Here is a 16,351-nt window from a genome sequence, read left to right on the forward strand (position 1 = left end):
GGGAGATGCCTCACCGTCCCCCGCGGGTGGATCACACCGCCTCCCCCAGGGCCGCGATGACGTCCGCCTTGCGGGGCAGGCCTGTTGCCCGTCGGACGATGTGGCCGTCGGCGTCGAGCACCAGGACGGTCGGGGTCTTGAGGATGTCGAGCTCGCGGACGAGGTCCAGGTGCGCCTCGGCGTCGATCTCTATGTGGGTGACTCCGGGAACCACGCCGGCCACCTCGCCGAGGACCCTGCGGGTGGCCCGGCAGGGCGCGCAGAAGGCGCTGGAGAACTGCACGAGCGTGGCCCGTTCGCCGAGTTCGCCGCCCAGCCGGTCGGCTCCGAGCCGTTTGCCGTCGTCGCGCCCGCGCACCCGCACCCTCCCGCTCCGCCGCTTGTGCAGCACTCCGTAGGCGCTCGCCGCCGCGAGCACCGCCACGCACACCAGCAGTCCTGCCATCAGGTCCTCCAGCGTTCACGAGACTGCAAAGATTCCCGACCCCTGGAATCGTTTCCGTTGCGGAATGCTTGATTCATGGACATCGATGCGAGGGGCCCGCGCTTCGGGGCCGCCGTGACGACCGTAGTACTCGCGGCCGTGCTGATCAGCGGCAGCGCCTGGCTGCTGGCGTGGCAGACGCTGGCGTTCGCGCTCGGCGCGGCGGGCGGGGTGGGCCGCTCGCCGTACGGCTGGGTGTTCCGCAGGGCCGTACGGCCGCGGATCGGGCCGCCGACCGAGTTCGAGGCGCCGGAGCCGCCGCGGTTCGCGCAGTCGGTGGGCCTGCTGTTCGCGGGGGTCGGACTCGTCGGCCTCACCCTGGGTCCCCACTGGCTGGGCCTCGCGGCGACCGGGGCGGCACTGGCGGCCGCCTTCCTCAATGCCGCTTTCGGGTACTGCCTCGGATGCGAGATGTACCTGCTCGTACGGCGGGTCTCGGTACGCGCGGAGTAAAGGCGGCTTAAAAGCCCGAGGTGGATCAAGGGGGGCCGAAGTGACGAGGATCTCGCCGTTCCCGGGCACTGGGGCTGGCTCCCCGGCCGTTCTTCGGGCACGATCTGCGAGATGCCGTAAACCTACGGCTGCGTAACTTTGCCGTCGGGAGCCCCTCCCCGGCGAAGAGAAGGAAGGGTCCGCCCCGCCCATGGCAGAGATTGTCTACCGCCCCGTCGTCGGCCTCGCCCAGACGTTGTTCAGGGCCTGGGACCTCAAGATCGACTGCAAGGGTTCGGAGAACATCCCGCGCTCGGGTGGAGCCGTGCTGGTGAGCAATCACATCAGCTACCTCGACTTCATCTTCGACGGTCTGGCCGCGCTCCCGCAGAAACGTCTCGTTCGTTTCATGGCGAAGGAATCCGTCTTCCGCCACAAGATCTCCGGCCCGCTGATGCGCGGCATGAAGCACATCCCGGTGGACCGCAACCAGGGCGAGACGGCCTACGCGCACGCCCTGGAGTCGCTGCGCTCGGGCGAGATCGTCGGGGTCTTCCCCGAGGCCACCATCTCGCAGTCGTTCACGCTGAAGAGCTTCAAGTCGGGCGCGGCCCGGATGGCCCAGGAGGCGGGCGTCCCGCTGATCCCGGTGGCCCTGTGGGGTACGCAGCGGCTGTGGACCAAGGGCCACCCGCGCAACTTCAAGCGCAGCCACACCCCGGTCACCATCCGCGTCGGCGAGGCCATCGAGGCCTCCCGCGACAAGTACGCGGGCGCGATCACCCGGCAGCTGCGCGAGCGCGTCCAGGAGCTCCTGGAGGCCGCTCAGCGCGCCTACCCCGTCCGTCCCAAGGACGCGAACGACACCTGGTGGATGCCGGCCCACCTGGGCGGCACGGCTCCGACGCCGGAGCAGGTACGCGAGGCCGAGGCCCGCTGACGCGGTTCACGCGCCCACGGGCCCCGGCCGGCATCCGCCCGGCCGGGGCCCGTTTTCGCCACCCCGCGCCCCGTGCGCGCCGCGGCGGCCGATAAGGTCCCGGCCAGAACGGGAAGCCGGATGCGGGGGCGCCGAGCGGTTGTCGGGCCGGCTGTTGTCCGCCGCACGCGCTACGGGGGCGAAGATGCGGCGTGGGGTCAAGGTGTCGGTCGTGGCTGCGGCGGTGCTCGGTCTGGGTGGCTGGATCGCCCAGCCGTACGTCCACCAGTGGTGGGTGATCCGCACCGCCTGCGACGGCACGCTGCCCGCCGGCGCCGTCCGCGACCTGATTCCCGAGGACGCCCGGATCACGGGCGCCGAGGCGGGCGGGGTGAAGGCGCTCGGCGACTACGGCTGCGAGGTCACCGTCGCAGGCGAGCACAGTGCCGACCGGCCGCTGCTGTCCCTGTACGCCTACACCCGTCGCGACGACCAGGACCGCGAGTTCATGGCCGCGTTCCCGGAGAGCGGATTCGGCTCCCAGGCTGCGATGCCGGACGGGCTGCCCGGGTTCGTCTCCCGCCTCGGCACCCTCGAGTTCCTGCTGCCCTGTCCCGACCTGGGCAAGGACGCCGACGGCCGGCAGCGCAAGCTGCTGGTGCACGCGGGCGTCGACCACAACGGCTCCTGGCGCCGGCCCGCCTCGTACGAGGTCGCCGTCGCCTTCGTCAACTCCGCCTCGAAGCACCTGGGATGCGGCGCCGAGCCGCTGACGGCACCGGAGGGCGTCAGCCCGGCCGACCCCGAGGAGGACGAGCCCGAGACGGTCCCCCTGGCCTCCGCACAGGACACCGCCTGCGGCTGGCTGGCCGGGGCGGGGCTGCCGAATCCGGCGGACTGGAAGCTCGACGTCCAGCTCACCGACATGGCGCCGACGGGCGGTTGCGACGTGACCGTCGACGACGCGGCCGCGTCCGGCCGCCCGAAAGGGATGAACTTCGTGGCCTGGTTCGGGGACTGGAGCAGCCGGCTCGTCTCCGGCAACGGCCACGAGCGTCCGTCCCTGACCGCGAGCGCCCGCTGTGCCGGCGAGGCCGCCCACTTCGGGCTCGACGCCTCCAAGGATCTCCCGGGCGTCGACGAGGCGAAGAAGCGGGCGCTGCTGCGGGCCTTCGCCGCCGCACAGGTGGAGCGGCGGGGCTGCACCGGCCTCGAGGTGGACGGCGCCTGACGCGGTCGTCGTCAGATCGTCAGCCAGAGCGCCCGTACGTAGCGGTCGTCGATGGCCTGCCGCATGACGTCGGCCCGCGCCTTCGGGACCTTCCGTGCCGTCGCCCAGAGGGACACCACTCCGAGCAGTTGGTGCCGGGCGTCCATCAGGTCACCGCGCATCCGGCCCGCGTAGCGCCCGGCGATCCCAGCCATCGGCGGGCGGGTGGTGACCTGTGTGGTGTGGGCGAGATAGGCGCCGGGCGTGTGCCGGCCGACGGCCGCGTCGAAGGCGGTGACGTCGGCGATGGTGCCGTCGCGGGCGTAGCGCGCCCGGTACTTCATCAGGGCGCCGACCCGGTCGGCCATGTGCTCCAGGTCGCTGTCCACCCAGTAGGTGTCGGGCGTCTCGTACCCGTCCTTGCTCGGCTTCGGGCGGTAGTCGGGGTCGCGTCCCTGCCCGTCGAGCCGCTCCAGGTAGTAGGCCAGCCAGGCGCGCTCGGCGGAGTAGAGGATGGCGAAGGCCTCTGGGTCCTCGGCCAGTTCGGCGACCAGTTCCTCCGGGTCGGCCTCGATGTCCGAGTAGGGCTGGGTGTGTTCGAAGTCGGCGTGTGCCTCGCCGGGGGCGAGGAAGCGGCCGTACGTGGTCCAGCCCTCGTCGTCGAGGCCGGCCTCCTCGGCGGGCACCGCGGGCCGGACGGCGTCGTCGTCGGAGCCCGACCAGCGGTGCTGGTCGACGACGTACTGGGCGAGCATGCGGGCCACCCCGGGGGCCATCCCCTCGGGCAGTTCGACCCCGTTCAGGGCGGCGGCCACCGCGAAGGCGCCGCGTGCCTGGGCCAGGGTGTGCGGGTTCTCGGTGCCGGTGGCGCGGGTGGCCGCGTCCACGATCCGGCCCAGCACCTCGCCGCCGTCGCCGCACGGGTGTTCGTACACGAGGAGTGCGCGTACGGCGTCGAACCGGGCGAGGTCGTCGCCCGGGTCGAGCGCGCGGGTCGCGGCGGCCGGGTCCCCGGCCAGGGCACGGGTGGCGGCGGGCAGCTCCCGGCAGGGTGTCCTGTCCCCGGAGGCGGCGAGGACCGTCGGGACGGTGACGGCGGTCGCGAGGAGGGCCAGGGCCACGGCCGAGCAGAGCAGCGGGTGCTTCCGCAGCCGGGCGGTGAGGCGCCGCCGTCCACCGGGCGGTTCCTCCGGCCCGCCCGGCTCGGCTGGAGCGTCCTGTCCCGGATCCTCGTTTCCGTCCGCACCGGCCTCTCGGGCCTCTCCCCCATCACCCATGCCGGGGAGATTAGCGACCGCGCGGCCGTGGTCCGCGGTGGGGGTGGTCACAGTGCGGTGGGGAGGGTCTCCCACAGGTGCGGCCGGTCGGGGGCGGCCCGCAGGGCGCCGAGGACGCCCTGATGCGGGGTGGCGTAGAGGCCGGGGTAGTCCAGCTCGCCCGCCGCGGGGTCGGGCAGGAAGGCGAGGTGCTCGCCGTCCAGGGAGAACCGCGCGTCCACACCCGGTTTGTTGCCGCGTGGGTCCTGGCGGTGCCAGGCCCCGTTGAAGCGCACGGCGACGAGCCCGTGGAGGGCGTATCCGGCGCCCGCGTCGTGCACGAACCGCTGGTAGCACAGGGCGGTCGGGATGTCCTCGGCCCGCAGCAGGGCGGCCAGGGCATGGGCCTTGGCGTGGCAGATGCCGGTGCCCTGTGCCAGCACGTCCGAGGCGCGCCAGGTCACGCGCGGGTCGCCGGCGTCCTGCGAGTGGGGAATGGTGTCACGGACGAATTCGAAGGCGAGGCGCGCATAACCATACGAGTCCGTCGCATCCTTCGCGAGGCGCGCGGCCGTGTCCCGCACCAGCGGGTGGTGATGGTCGATGACGTCGTCAGCAGCCAGATAGGCCGAGAGGTCAGGGTTCTCCTGGATCAGCTCCATGATGGGAGAGCATAGGAAAGCGATCACCCGAGAGTCAATGACTTTTCAGGTGACCGCATACCTATGCAATCGGCGTTCTGGCTACCGCGCCATCTCTTCCTTGACCGCGGCGACGAAGGTGTCCACGTCCTCCTCGGTCGTGTCGAACGCGCACATCCAGCGCACGACACCCGCCGCCTCGTCCCAGAAGTAGAACCGGAACTTCTTCTGGAGCCGCTCGCTCACCTGGTGCGGGAGCCGCGCGAACACGCCGTTGGCCTGCACGGGGTAGAGGATCTCCACGCCGTGCACGGCCCGCACGCCCTCGGCGAGCCGCTGGGCCATCTCGTTGGAGTGGCGGGCGTTGCGCAGCCACAGGTCCTTGGCCAGCAGGGCCTCCAACTGCACCGACACGAAGCGCATCTTGGAGGCGAGCTGCATGGACAGCTTGCGCAGGTGCTTCATGTGGCGGACGGCGTCCTGGTCGATGACGACGACCGCCTCGCCGAACAGCGCGCCGTTCTTCGTCCCGCCCAGCGACAGGAGGTCGACGCCGACGGCGTTGGTGAACGTCCGCATCGGGACGTTCAGCGAGGCCGCCGCGTTGGCTATCCGGGACCCGTCCAGGTGCACCTTCATGCCGTGCGCGTGGGCGTGGTCGCAGATCGCGCGGATCTCCTCGGGCGTGTACAGCGTGCCCAGCTCCGTGCTCTGGGTGATCGAGACGACCTGCGGCATCGCGCGGTGCTCGTCGTCCCAGCCCCAGGCCTGCCTGTCGATCAGCTCGGGGGTGAGCTTGCCGTCCGGGGTGGGCACGGTGAGCAGCTTGAGGCCGCCCATGCGCTCGGGCGCGCCGCCCTCGTCGACGTTGATGTGGGCGCTCTCCGCGCAGATCACCGCGCCCCAGCGGTCGGTGACCGCCTGGAGCGCGACGACGTTGGCGCCGGTGCCGTTGAAGACCGGGAACGCCTCCGCCGTGGCACCGAAGTGGCTGCGGATGATCCCCTGGAAGTGCTCGGTGTAGTCGTCCTCGCCGTACGCCACCTGGTGGCCGCCGTTGGCCAGGGCCAGGGCGGCCATCACCTCCGGGTGAGCCCCGGCGTAGTTGTCGCTGGCGAAACCGCGGACCTCCGGGTCGTGATGGCGCCGTGCGTCGGTCTTCGGAGGGTTCACGGCTTCTCGGTGAGCCACAGACGCTGTCCGTTCACTTCGGGGGCGGGCTTCTCCCAGACTCCGGTGATGGCCTCGGCCAGGTCCTTGACGTCGGTGAAACCCGCGAACTTCGCGTTGGGGCGGTCGGCGCGCATCGCCTCGTGCACCAACGCCTTCACCACCAGGATCGCAGCCGCGGAGGTCGGGCCCTCGGCACCCCCGGCCTTGCGGAACGCGTCGGCGAGCGCCAGGGTCCAGGCCTCGGCGGCCGCCTTGGCGGCGGCGTACGCGGCGTTGCCCGCGGAGGGGTTCGAGGCGCCGGCGGCGCTGATCAGCACGTACCGGCCGCGGTCGCTGCGCTGGAGACCCTCGAAGAAGGCGAGCGAGGTGTGCTGCACGGTCTTGACGAGCAGCAGCTCCAGGAAGTCCCAGTCGTCCAGGCTGGTCTTGATGAACGTCTCGCTGCCGCGCCAGCCGCCGACGAGGTGGACCACGCCGTCGATCCGGCCGAAGTCCTTCTCGACGCGCTGCGCCCAGTCCCGGGTCGAGTTCAGGTCGAGCAGGTCGACCGGCTCACCGGTGACGGTGGCGCCGCCGGCCCCGTAGCGGGCCGCGTCGACGGCCTCCGCCAGGCGCTCGGGGTCGTTGTCCGCGCCGGCGACGATCGCGCCGGCCTCGGCGAGTCGGAGCAGCGCCGCCCGGCCGGCCGGTCCGCCCGCACCGGCCACCGCGATCACCGCACCGCTGAGAGCCCCGTTCCCCATGGTCTTCGCCTCCTGAGCAGTGTTCTCGGTACGCAGGTCGCTCATGCGGCGATCCGCTCGGCGCCGTCCGCCGTGATGCCCCGGGTCGAGGCGATCACGCTCTTGAGCTTCTTGGACAGTGCCTCATAGAACATGCTCAGCGGAAACTCGTCCGGAAGCACGTCGTCCACGAGCTTGCGGGGCGGCTGGGTCAGGTCCAGGGCGTCGGGGCCCTTGGCCCACTTGGAGCCCGGGTGCGGGGCGAGGTAGGCGGAGACCAGCTCGTGGGCGGCGAACCAGTGGACGAGCTTGGGGCGGTCGATGCCGTCGCGGTACAGCTGCTCGATGTCGGCGCACAGCTGGTTGGTGACCTGCGGGGCGCGCTGCCAGTCGATGTGCAGCTTGTTGTCGGTCCAGCGGACGACGTCGTGCTTGTGCAGGTAGGCGAAGAGCAGCTGGCCGCCGAGGCCGTCGTAGTTGCGCACCCGGTCTCCGGTGACCGGGAAGCGGAACATGCGGTCGAAGAGCACCGCGTACTGCACGTCACGGGCCTGCGGGACGCCGTCGGCCTCCAGCTTCACGGCCTCCTTGAAGGCGGTGAGGTCGCAGCGCAGCTCCTCCAGGCCGTACATCCAGAACGGCTGGCGCTGCTTGATCATGAAGGGGTCGAAGGGCAGGTCGCCGTGGCTGTGGGTGCGGTCGTGGACCATGTCCCACAGGACGAAGGCCTCCTCGCAGCGCTTCTGGTCGTGGACCATGGCGGCGATGTCCTCGGGCAGCGACAGACCCAGCACGTCGACGGCCGCGTCGGTCACCCGGCGGAAGCGGGCGGCCTCGCGGTCACAGAAGATGCCACCCCAGGAGAAACGTTCCGGCGCCTCGCGGACGGCGATGGTCTCGGGGAAGAGGACGGCGGAGTTGGTGTCGTAGCCGGCCGTGAAGTCCTCGAAGGTGATGCCGCAGAACAGCGGGTTGTCGTAGCGGGTGCGCTCCAGCTCGGCCAGCCACTCCGGCCAGACCATGCGCAGCACCACCGCCTCCAGGTTGCGGTCCGGGTTGCCGTTCTGCGTGTACATCGCGAAGACGACCAGGTGCTGGAGCCCGTCGCGACGGTTCGCGGCGGGCTGGAAGGCCAGCAGCGAGTCGAGGAAGTCCGGCACCTCGAAGCCGCCCTCGGCCCAGACCTGCAGGTCCTTGGCGAGCGCCCGGTGGTAGTCGGCGTCGTGCGGGAGCAGCGGGGACAGCTCCTCGACGGCCTCGATCACCCGCAGGACGGCCTGCTCGGCCTCCGTGCGCGGCGGTGCGCCCTCGGCCGCGAAGTCGATCGACCCGTCCTTCGACTGCCAGGGCCGGATCCGCTCCACCGCATCCTTGAGCACGCGCCACGCCGGGTGCTCGACCACCCTGTCCGCCGGAGGAACCCGCTCCCCCGTAGCCGCCTGCACAAGAATTTCCGTCATGTCCCATCCTTCACTGGAGAAGCTCGCGTCAGGACACCGTATGCATAGGAGGTTTCCTCCAGCAAGTGGACCCCCCGGAAATTATCCTGCGCTCCCGCATCTTCACCGCACTTTTTCCTGCCTGACACCGAAGATGCGACTACTTCCGCTAGTGCCTGTCCAGCGGGTCGGATCTCGGTTCCGGACGGGTAGAGGAACCCTCGGTGCACGCTCATGTCCCTGACGGCCTCCGGGCCACTAGGCTGCGTGCTCCTCCAGCCCAAGCCGTCGACGGAAGCGGGTCGTGTCTTGAACTTCCTCACCATCGGTCACCGCGGAGTCATGGGTGTCGAGCCCGAGAACACCCTGCGTTCCTTCGTCGCCGCGGAACACGCCGGCCTGGACGTCATCGAACTCGATCTGCATCTGAGCAAAGACGGTGCTCTGGTGGTCATGCACGACGCCGATGTGGACCGGACGACCGACGGGACCGGGCCCATCGCCGACCAGACACTCGCGGAGCTGCGGACCCTCGACGCGGGCCGCGGCGAGCGCGTGCCGTTCTTCGAGGAGGTCCTGGACGCCGTGCGGCTCCCGCTCCAGGCCGAGATCAAGGACGTCCAGGCCGCGCGGGCGCTGGCCGAGGTGATGCACGCCCGGGACCTCGTGGACCGCGTGGAGGTGTCCTCCTTCCACGACGAGGCCGTCGCCGAGATCGCGCGCCTCGTCCCCGGGGTGCGCACCGCGCTCATCGGCAGCCGCTACGGCCTCGACATCGTCGACCGCGCCGTGGAGGCCGGCGCGGCGACGGTCTGTCTCAACCTGCGCCGGCTCACCCTGGAGATCGTCGAGGAGGCCCGGAAGCGGGACCTGCGGACCATCGGCTGGGTGGTCAACACCCAGGACCAGCTGCGGCTGGTCCGCGCCCTGGAACTCGACGGCGCGACCACCGACTACCCGGAGATCAGGCGCACGGGCCGTTTCACCGCCTAGGACGGATCCCGGCGGTCAGGTCCCGGCGGTCAGGCGAGTTCCTTGACCAGCAGCTCGAACCGGAGGTCGTCGCGCTGCGGAATGCCGAAGCGCTCGTCGCCGTAGGGGAAGGGGGTCATGCGACCGGTCCGCCGGTAGCCGCGACGCTCGTACCAGGCTATGAGGTCCTCGCGTACGGAGATCACGGTCATGTGCATCTCGGTGACGCCCCAGTACTCGCGGGCCTGTCGCTCGGCCTCCGCCATGACCGTCTTGCCGAGCCCGCCGCCCTGGACCGCGGGACTGACGGCGAACATGCCGAAGTAGGCGTGGCCGCCACGGTGTTCCAGCTGGCAGCAGGCGACGATCCGGCCCTGCTGCTCGACGGTGAGCAGTCGGCTGTCCGGCGCCTTGATCACCGCGAGCACGCCGTCGGGGTCGGTCCGCTGCCCCTGGAGGATGTCGGCCTCGGTCGTCCAACCCGCCCGGCTGGCGTCTCCGCGGTAGGCCGACTCGATGAGCGCGACGAGGGCGTCCACGTCGGCGTCGACGGCGTCGCGGAAGGTGAATTCGGTGGCGGCGGTGTCCATGCGGGCGTTCTCCGGTCTCGACTCGGCTGGGGCACCGCCGAGCGTAGACCCTGCGCCGGTAGGCTCCGGCTGCATGGTGCACGTACTCAGCAGTAGGACCCTGCTCCGGCCGACCGACCCCGAGCGTTCCCGTGTCTTCTACGGGGAGCGGCTGGGCCTGGCGGTCCACCGCGAGTTCGGGACGGGGCCGGAGCGCGGGGTCGTCTACTTCCTCGGCGGCGGTTTCCTGGAGGTCTCGGGCCGCTCGGAGACACCGCCGGATCCCGCCGTACGACTGTGGCTGCAGGTACCGGACCTGGCGGCGGCGCACGACGAGCTGCGCGCCCGGGAAGTGGAGATCGTCCGGCCGCCGGTGCGCGAGCCATGGGGGCTCCTCGAGATGTGGATCGCCGATCCGGACGGCACGCCGATCGTGCTGGTGGAGGTACCGGCGGACCATCCGATCCGGTACCGGCCGGGAATCTGAGCCGCGCGGGCACCCCACCGGGAACGCGAGCTGACCGGGTACCCGGCGGGTGGGTGTCGGGCGGGGGGAGTCCGAGGTCCGGGGCGAGGTGCCGAGGGTGCCGAGGTCGGATCCGGGGCGGGCGAGGACCGGAAGGGCCCGGTCGGACCGGCTCCCCGGGTCGGTCCCGCTCATCGTCGGCTGTGGGCCAGCGGGCCGCCCGGTCGACCGCAGCCCGGGCGAGCAGGGCGGTTCGGCGGCGGGTGGTCGAGGCCATCGGGCCAGGCCGGACCCCTTTTCGGGTCTCGGCGGCCACCGGATGCCAGAGGCCCGACCGAGGCATAGCGTGCTGAAGGGGGCCCCTTGCGGAAGGAACGCCATGAAGCTCGACGCGCCCGTGCCCGGCGGGCCCTGCTGGGCCGAGCTGGGCACCAGTGACCTGGAGGCGGCGAAGCGGTTCTACGCGGAGCTCTTCGGCTGGCGCGCGGAGACGGATCCGCGCCAGGAGGCGGGCGGCTACACGGTCGCGCACCTCGGCGAAGCGGCCGTCGCCGCGCTCAGCCCCCTGTACCAGGAGGCACAGCCGTGCGCCTGGAACGTGTCGTTCGCGGTGACCGACGCGGAGGTCAGCGCGCGGCTGCTCACGGAGGCCGGGGGCAAGGTGCTGGTCGGCCCGATGGACGTCTTCGACGTGGGTCGTTTCGTGGTCGCCCTCGACCCCGGCGGTGCCGCGTTCCAGTTGTGGCAGGCGCGGACCTTCCCTGGCGCCGGGCTGTTCAACGCTCCCGGCTCGCTCGGCTGGGTCGAGCTGCTGACCCGCGATCGCCACCGGGCGGAGACCTTCTACACCACGGTGTTCGGCTGGACAGTCCGTTCCTCGGAGAACTACCTCCAGTGGGGCGTCGGCGGCGCGGACTTCGGGGGCATGATCACGATGGACGAGAAGTTCCCGCCCGAGGTGCCCCCGCACTGGCTGCCGTACTTCGCGGTGACGGACGTGGACGAGTCCACCGGGACGGCGGTGGAGGCGGGCGGCGCGGCCCTCATGGAACCGACCTCGGTGCCGGACGGTCCACGCATCGCCGTACTGCGGGACCCGCAGGGCGCGGTGTTCGGCGTGTACCGGGCGGAAGACGAGGGGTGAACGTCGACGGGTCGCGGTCACCTGGTCCGGCCCCGCGGCGACGCGGCGTTCAGACCCGCAGGGCTCGCATGTGCCCCTCGAGTCGGCTCAACAACTCGCCCAACAGATCGGCCAGTTCGCCCTGCCGGTCGTCGTCCAGGGCGGACAGCACGGCACTCTCGTAGACGAGCTGCTCGGGCATGATGCCGTCGACGAGGTCGCGCCCGGCGTCCGTGAGGCGGAGGTGGGCCACACGGCGGTCCCGGGTGTCGACGCGACGCTCCACCAGTGCGCGCTCGGTGAGCTGCTTGAGCCGCTTGGTGACGGCCGCCCCGGAGGAGAAGGTCTCCCGGGCCAGTTCGCCGGGCGTCAGCTCATGGCCGGTGCGGCGCAGCGCGCCGAGCAGGTCGAACTCCGCACGGCTCAGGCCGGCCCGCCGCAGGGGGGCGTCCTCGGCCTGCTGGAGCAGCGCGGCGCAGCGGTTGACGCGGCCGATGATCTCCATGGGGCCGGTGTCGAGGTCGGGCCGGACCGTCTGCCACTGCCGCACGACAGCGGCGACGGTGTCGTTCCGAGCCGACTCCACCGGCTCGACCGACTCCACCGGCTCGCCCGGCTCGACCGGCTCGACGGGCTCCACGGGCTCCACCGGCCCTGACGGCTGTGCGGGCCGCTCCGGGTCGCCGCTGCCCGTCCGGCCCCGGCCACCGCTCCCCCGACTCTCCCCGCTCCCCCGCCCGTCGCCGCCGGCCGGCCCGTCGCCGCTCCTCGGGCCGTCGCCGGTCGTTCCGGGGCCGCCGGCCGCAGGCTCCGCCCCGGTCGCCCGTCCTTCCCCCGTCCCGTTCCCGGCCGCCGCCCGTCCCTGCGTCGCCGTCATCGCCGTACGTCCTCCGCTCCCGTGCTCGCGTCCCGGTCCAGGAGGAGCCCCTGGCGCCGTACCGTCGCCGCGAGCGTACGGTGTCCCGACTGTTCGGCCGCGACGACCCGCTCCTCGGGCAGTGCACGCTGCCACCACTCGCCGGACGCGGCGTCGGCGGTGGCGCGCAGGTCGACCAGCGCGGCGGCGAGGCCGCGGCGGGCGGACTCCAGGGCGCCGGGGCCGGGACGCGGCTCCGCCAGGAGGCGGGCGGCCTGCTCGCGGGCCCGTTCGGCGGCCGTCAGGGCGTGCCCGAGTCGGTCGCCGGCCCGGCGGTTGGTGACGGCGACCGCGGCGACGAAGCCGACCACGGCGCCGACGAGGGTGTCCATCAGCCGCTCGGTGATCAGCCGGCCCGGGTCCTGGACCTGCGCGAACTCGGTGATGAGCAGCGCCATCGGGGTCACGCAGACACTGCCGAGCCAGTAGTTGCGGCTGATCAGCGCCTCGGCGCCGAAGTTCAGGGCGAGGCAGATCAGGACGAGGGCGGCCTGGGTGAGATGGGCGAGCGGGACGAGCGCGGCGAAGGCGAGCACGCCGACCAGGTTGCCGACGACGCGCTGCACTCCGCGGCTCCAGGTGAGGGTGATGTTCGCCTGGTAGAGGGATGCGGCGGTGACCAGGGCCCAGTAGGGGCGGCCGACTCCGACGGCGAGAGAGGCGTATCCGGCGAGGGCGCAGCCGAGGGCGGTGCGCGCGGCGATCGGCGCGAGGGGGCCGAGGCGGAGCCACAGCGGCGGTCGTCCGGTGGCGAGTTCGGCGTCGACGCCGAGGAGTTCGTCGTCGTCCACCAGGTCGCCCGGGTGCGGTACCGGGCCGGTGCCGCGCAGGTCGCGGGCCCAGTCGCGCAGCCGTTCCGGGTCGGTGTCGGCGGGGGCGGCGAGGGCGATCTCGGCGCGGACGACGAGACGCTCCAGGGCCCGCCGGGTCTCCGTGGCGCGGGCCGCCAGCAGGGTCTGCCAGGCGGCGTGCACGGCGGCGGCCGCGGCGGCGCGGGTCCGGGTGTGGCCGTCGCCTGGGCCGTCCGTGGCGGCGTGGGCGGCGGCCGTGTTCAGGGCGTGGGCGGTGGCGCGGCGCTCGGGGCCGTGCGGCCGCAGCAGTCCGGGCGCCATGCCGATCAGCCAGGCCCAGGCGCCCGCGGCGAGTGCCAGCCCCAGGTGGCCGGGGATCTGCCCCAGTGTCTGCGGGGTGAACAGCGCGGCGGAGCTGATGAAGGTGAGGACGACGTTGGCGGGCGGACCGAGGCGGGTCGCGTCACAGAGGGCCTTCTGCGCGGCCGCGAGCAGGGCGCCGACGGTGACCAGGGCGACGGCGTCGGTGGTCAGCGCGGCCGCGAGCAGGGCGAGGGCCAGTCCGGCGGTCATGCCCAGCACCACCCAGGCCAGGACACGGGCCCGGGCCGCGTAGGGGCGGTTGTGGGCGTACAGGGCGCACAGGGACCCGGCCATCGTGTACATCGCCAGGTCCAGCCGCCCGAGGGCCAGCAGGATCAGGTTCGGCGGGGCGACGGCGGCGATCACGCTCAGGGCGGGCTTGAACCAGATGTCGGAGGGCCGGCCGAGGCGCAGCACTCCGGCGATCGGGAGCCGGCGTCCCGGGCGCCGGCTGCGCCGACGGCCGTGCTGCCCGCCGCGCGGTTCGGGACGGGCTTCGGGGCGGGGATGCTGCGGGGTCGCACTGCTCATACCCACTAATTTAGCATGTGTTTTACCAGTGAAATATTTTATGCTCCGTCGAATGCCCCCCGTGTACACCCTTGCGCCCGCGTGCGCACGGTGTGCCGTGGGCATCGCAACCCTCGATTGCGAACGTCGAGCGGGGAGGTGCGCGTGCACGGACCGGCTTCGCCCGGCTGGCTGCTGGTGGCGCTGTGTGCGGCGACCGGGGCCTACTGCCTGCTGCGGATGCGCAGCGCGGTCGAGGAACAGCGCAGGGCCGCGGGCAGCGAGGCGCTGATGGGCTTCGGGATGGCCGCGATGGCCGTGCCCGCGGCCGCGTTCACCCCGCCCGCGTGGGCCTGGCCGGCCTTCGCGGCGGTCTTCGGGGCGGCCGCGTTGCGGGCCCTGTGGGCGGCCCGCGTCAGCGCCCACCACCTGCACCACCTGGTCGGCGCAGGGGCCATGGTCTACATGGCGGCCGTGATGGCCGCGGCGCCCGCGCACCGGCACGGACCCGGCGGCTCCGGCGTCCCGCTGCTGACGGGGGTGCTGCTCCTGTACTTCACCGGGTACGTCCTGCTCGCCGGGGTCCGGCTGCTGCCGGTGGCCGGGACGGGCGGCGGCGCCGTGGCCTGGGGCGACCGGCCCGAGGTGGCGCGGGCGTGCCGGCTGTCGATGGGGATCGGGATGCTCGCCATGCTGCTGACGATGTGAACCCGACGACGAGTTGAACCCAACTCGGGGGTGGTCTACGTCACTTCGCTGTGACAAGCCGTACCCCTGAGCGGTACGCCGCTCATAGGCTGCTGCCCATGATGGTCCCCGCGGTACTGCTGCTGCTCGGTGCCCTGACCGCCGTGATCGCCCCCCGGCTGATCGCCCGGGCCGACTGGCCGGACCACGAACCGGTGGTCGCGCTGTGGGTGTGGCAGTGCGTGGTGGCCGCGGTCCTGCTGTGCTGTGTGCTGTCGATGACGCTCAGCGCGGCGGCGGCCTGGCAGGCGGTGCGCGGCCACGTCTTCGCGCCGGCCCCGCGCTCGGTGGTGGAGGCGTACGCGCTGGGCGCGACGGGCCCCTGGGCGGCCGCGACCGCGGTGGCGCTCGCGTGCGGCGGACTGTGGAGCGGGGCGATGCTCGTGCGGGAGGTGCTGCGGAGCCGGGCCGGGCGCCGGTCGCGGCATGCCGAACTCCGGTTGCGCGCGCCGCTGTTGCCGGGCGAGGAGTCCGCGTCCGGCCGGCTGCTCGTCCTGGAGGGCGAGCGGCCCGACGCCTGGTGGCTGGCGGGTGCGGCGCCCCAACTAGTCGTCACCACAGCGGCGTTGCAGCGCTTGAAGGGGCGTCAGCTGGATGCCGTGCTGGCGCACGAGCAGGGGCACGCCCAGGCACGTCACGACTGGTTGCTGAACTGCTCGACCGCACTGGCCACCGGCTTTCCGCAGGTACCGGTGTTCGCCGCGTTCCGCGACGAGATGCACCGGCTGGTCGAGTTGTCGGCGGACGACATGGCCTCACGGCGCTTCGGCCGACGGACGACCGCGCTGGCGCTGGTCGAACTCAACGAGGACCGGGGGGTGTTCGGCCCCTCCCCCGCCCCGCAGGCCCATGTCTCACAGCGCGTGCACCGGTTGCTCACACCGCCCGACCGCCTCACCGCGGCCCGCAGACTACGACTGACGGCGGGAGCCTCCCTCGTACCGGTGATCCCGGTACTGGTGACCCTGGTCCCCGCCCTGCGGACACTGGGCTGAACCCCACGGTCCCGAAACACCCGCCGCCCCCGGAGCCGGAAACCAGCCGCTTCGGAACCGGAACCCACCGTCCCAGAGCCGGAACCAGCCGCCGCAAAGCCGGAACCGGACGCTCCGGAGACGGCCGGACAACCTCACCGGCCGACGCGACCACCCCGGAGGCCCGGCCGACCACCTCGGACCCACGGACGACCACTCCGCCTCCCACGGGGCGTCCACGCCCGCGGCCGGAACTGCCACCCCGGAAGCCCGACCAGCCCCCCCCGGGCCCCACCAGCAGCTACGAGCACCGCCTCGCGACCCCGCCTGACCGACCCGACCACCACCGGCTCCCGTCCGCCTTCTTGAACAGGCCATGCCACTGATCGAGGATCGACCACCACCGAGGCCCCCGGACATCCCCAGGGCCATCACCAGCAGCACCCCGGACACCGCCTCGCGTCCCCACCCGGCCGGCTCAACCGCCCCAGACCCGACCCGCCCCCTGATCAGGCGATCCACCCAGGATCCGCGACGGACACCTCCGAACCACGGCGGGCCACCCCGGTAGCCGGGACGACCGGCGCGGCGGTCGGGGCAGCCGCGTCAGAAACCACCCCACCGACGCCAGGACGGGGGCCGGC

At 72.5% G+C, this 16,351-nt stretch carries 17 protein-coding genes; 8 read left to right on the forward strand and 9 right to left on the reverse strand.

The features are described from left to right. Positions 1-31: 31 nt before the first annotated feature. Entirely contained in the window at positions 32-445 is a 414-nt protein-coding gene (locus ACFVYS_RS10310) for a thioredoxin family protein (RefSeq protein WP_389500636.1), read from the reverse strand. Between the two features lie 75 nt (positions 446-520). Here ACFVYS_RS10310 and ACFVYS_RS10315 point away from each other — a divergent pair, with 75 nt between their 5' ends. From ACFVYS_RS10315 to ACFVYS_RS10325, 3 genes are all read left to right on the forward strand, one after another. Further along, positions 521-937: a DUF4395 domain-containing protein gene (locus ACFVYS_RS10315; RefSeq protein WP_389500638.1), complete on the forward strand. Its 417-nt coding sequence runs from the start codon at positions 521-523 to the stop codon at positions 935-937. Between the two features lie 190 nt (positions 938-1,127). Beyond that, the gene (locus ACFVYS_RS10320) at positions 1,128-1,856 is read left to right on the forward strand and encodes a lysophospholipid acyltransferase family protein (protein WP_389500640.1); all 729 of its coding nucleotides are present in this window, start codon (positions 1,128-1,130) and stop codon (positions 1,854-1,856) included. 211 nt (positions 1,857-2,067) lie between these two features. After that, positions 2,068-3,066: a hypothetical protein gene (locus tag ACFVYS_RS10325; protein WP_389500642.1), complete on the forward strand. Its 999-nt coding sequence runs from the start codon at positions 2,068-2,070 to the stop codon at positions 3,064-3,066. An 11-nt stretch (positions 3,067-3,077) separates the two neighbouring features. Here the strand turns inward: ACFVYS_RS10325 and ACFVYS_RS10330 are convergent, their stop codons facing one another. The 5 genes from ACFVYS_RS10330 to ACFVYS_RS10350 all read right to left on the reverse strand — a co-directional run bounded on the left by ACFVYS_RS10330 (position 3,078) and on the right by ACFVYS_RS10350 (position 8,297). Beyond that, a complete protein-coding gene (locus tag ACFVYS_RS10330; RefSeq protein WP_389500644.1) occupies positions 3,078-4,322 on the reverse strand; it encodes a hypothetical protein in 1,245 nt (414 codons plus the stop codon). 47 nt (positions 4,323-4,369) lie between these two features. Next, entirely contained in the window at positions 4,370-4,963 is a 594-nt protein-coding gene (locus ACFVYS_RS10335) for a transglutaminase domain-containing protein (RefSeq protein ID WP_389500646.1), read from the reverse strand. Positions 4,964-5,044: 81 nt separating this feature from the next. Continuing rightward, positions 5,045-6,115: a threonine aldolase family protein gene (locus ACFVYS_RS10340; RefSeq protein WP_389500648.1), complete on the reverse strand. Its 1,071-nt coding sequence runs from the start codon at positions 6,113-6,115 to the stop codon at positions 5,045-5,047. Next, positions 6,112-6,858 carry an SDR family NAD(P)-dependent oxidoreductase gene (locus ACFVYS_RS10345; RefSeq protein WP_389500755.1) on the reverse strand — a complete coding sequence of 249 codons (747 nt, stop codon included), beginning with the start codon at positions 6,856-6,858 and terminating at the stop codon, positions 6,112-6,114. The genes ACFVYS_RS10340 and ACFVYS_RS10345 overlap by 4 nt, the downstream gene beginning before the upstream one ends. Positions 6,859-6,899: 41 nt before the next feature. Next, positions 6,900-8,297 (reverse strand): DUF6421 family protein, encoded by a 1,398-nt coding sequence (locus ACFVYS_RS10350; protein ID WP_389500650.1) that lies wholly within the window; start codon positions 8,295-8,297, stop codon positions 6,900-6,902. A 288-nt stretch (positions 8,298-8,585) separates the two neighbouring features. Here ACFVYS_RS10350 and ACFVYS_RS10355 point away from each other — a divergent pair, with 288 nt between their 5' ends. Next, on the forward strand, positions 8,586-9,269 hold the full coding sequence (locus tag ACFVYS_RS10355) for a glycerophosphodiester phosphodiesterase (protein ID WP_389500652.1): 684 nt from the start codon (positions 8,586-8,588) through the stop codon (positions 9,267-9,269). A 29-nt stretch (positions 9,270-9,298) separates the two neighbouring features. Here the strand turns inward: ACFVYS_RS10355 and ACFVYS_RS10360 are convergent, their stop codons facing one another. After that, the gene (locus ACFVYS_RS10360; RefSeq protein ID WP_389500653.1) at positions 9,299-9,838 is read right to left on the reverse strand and encodes a GNAT family N-acetyltransferase; all 540 of its coding nucleotides are present in this window, start codon (positions 9,836-9,838) and stop codon (positions 9,299-9,301) included. A gap of 73 nt (positions 9,839-9,911) precedes the next feature. On the opposite strand from ACFVYS_RS10360, the gene ACFVYS_RS10365 reads away from it, so the two are divergent. Together ACFVYS_RS10365 and ACFVYS_RS10370 are read left to right on the forward strand one after the other, a co-directional pair. Further along, a complete protein-coding gene (locus ACFVYS_RS10365; protein ID WP_389500654.1) occupies positions 9,912-10,304 on the forward strand; it encodes a VOC family protein in 393 nt (130 codons plus the stop codon). Between the two features lie 358 nt (positions 10,305-10,662). Next, positions 10,663-11,427: a VOC family protein gene (locus ACFVYS_RS10370; protein WP_389500656.1), complete on the forward strand. Its 765-nt coding sequence runs from the start codon at positions 10,663-10,665 to the stop codon at positions 11,425-11,427. A 49-nt stretch (positions 11,428-11,476) separates the two neighbouring features. On the opposite strand, the gene ACFVYS_RS10375 is transcribed toward ACFVYS_RS10370, so the two are convergent. Together ACFVYS_RS10375 and ACFVYS_RS10380 are read right to left on the reverse strand one after the other, a co-directional pair. After that, positions 11,477-11,992, reverse strand: a complete 516-nt coding sequence (locus ACFVYS_RS10375) for a MarR family winged helix-turn-helix transcriptional regulator (protein ID WP_389500757.1) — start codon at positions 11,990-11,992, stop codon at positions 11,477-11,479. 287 nt (positions 11,993-12,279) lie between these two features. Next, positions 12,280-13,893, reverse strand: a complete 1,614-nt coding sequence (locus ACFVYS_RS10380) for an FUSC family protein (protein ID WP_389500758.1) — start codon at positions 13,891-13,893, stop codon at positions 12,280-12,282. A 258-nt stretch (positions 13,894-14,151) separates the two neighbouring features. On the opposite strand from ACFVYS_RS10380, the gene ACFVYS_RS10385 reads away from it, so the two are divergent. Next, entirely contained in the window at positions 14,152-14,694 is a 543-nt protein-coding gene (locus tag ACFVYS_RS10385; RefSeq protein WP_389500658.1) for a DUF5134 domain-containing protein, read from the forward strand. A 98-nt stretch (positions 14,695-14,792) separates the two neighbouring features. Continuing rightward, positions 14,793-15,728: a M56 family metallopeptidase gene (locus tag ACFVYS_RS10390; RefSeq protein WP_389500660.1), complete on the forward strand. Its 936-nt coding sequence runs from the start codon at positions 14,793-14,795 to the stop codon at positions 15,726-15,728. The last annotated feature ends 623 nt before the right edge of the window (positions 15,729-16,351 follow it).

The organism is Streptomyces sp. NPDC058295, assembly GCF_042880655.1.
GTDB classification, from domain to species: domain Bacteria; phylum Actinomycetota; class Actinomycetes; order Streptomycetales; family Streptomycetaceae; genus Streptomyces; species Streptomyces coriariae.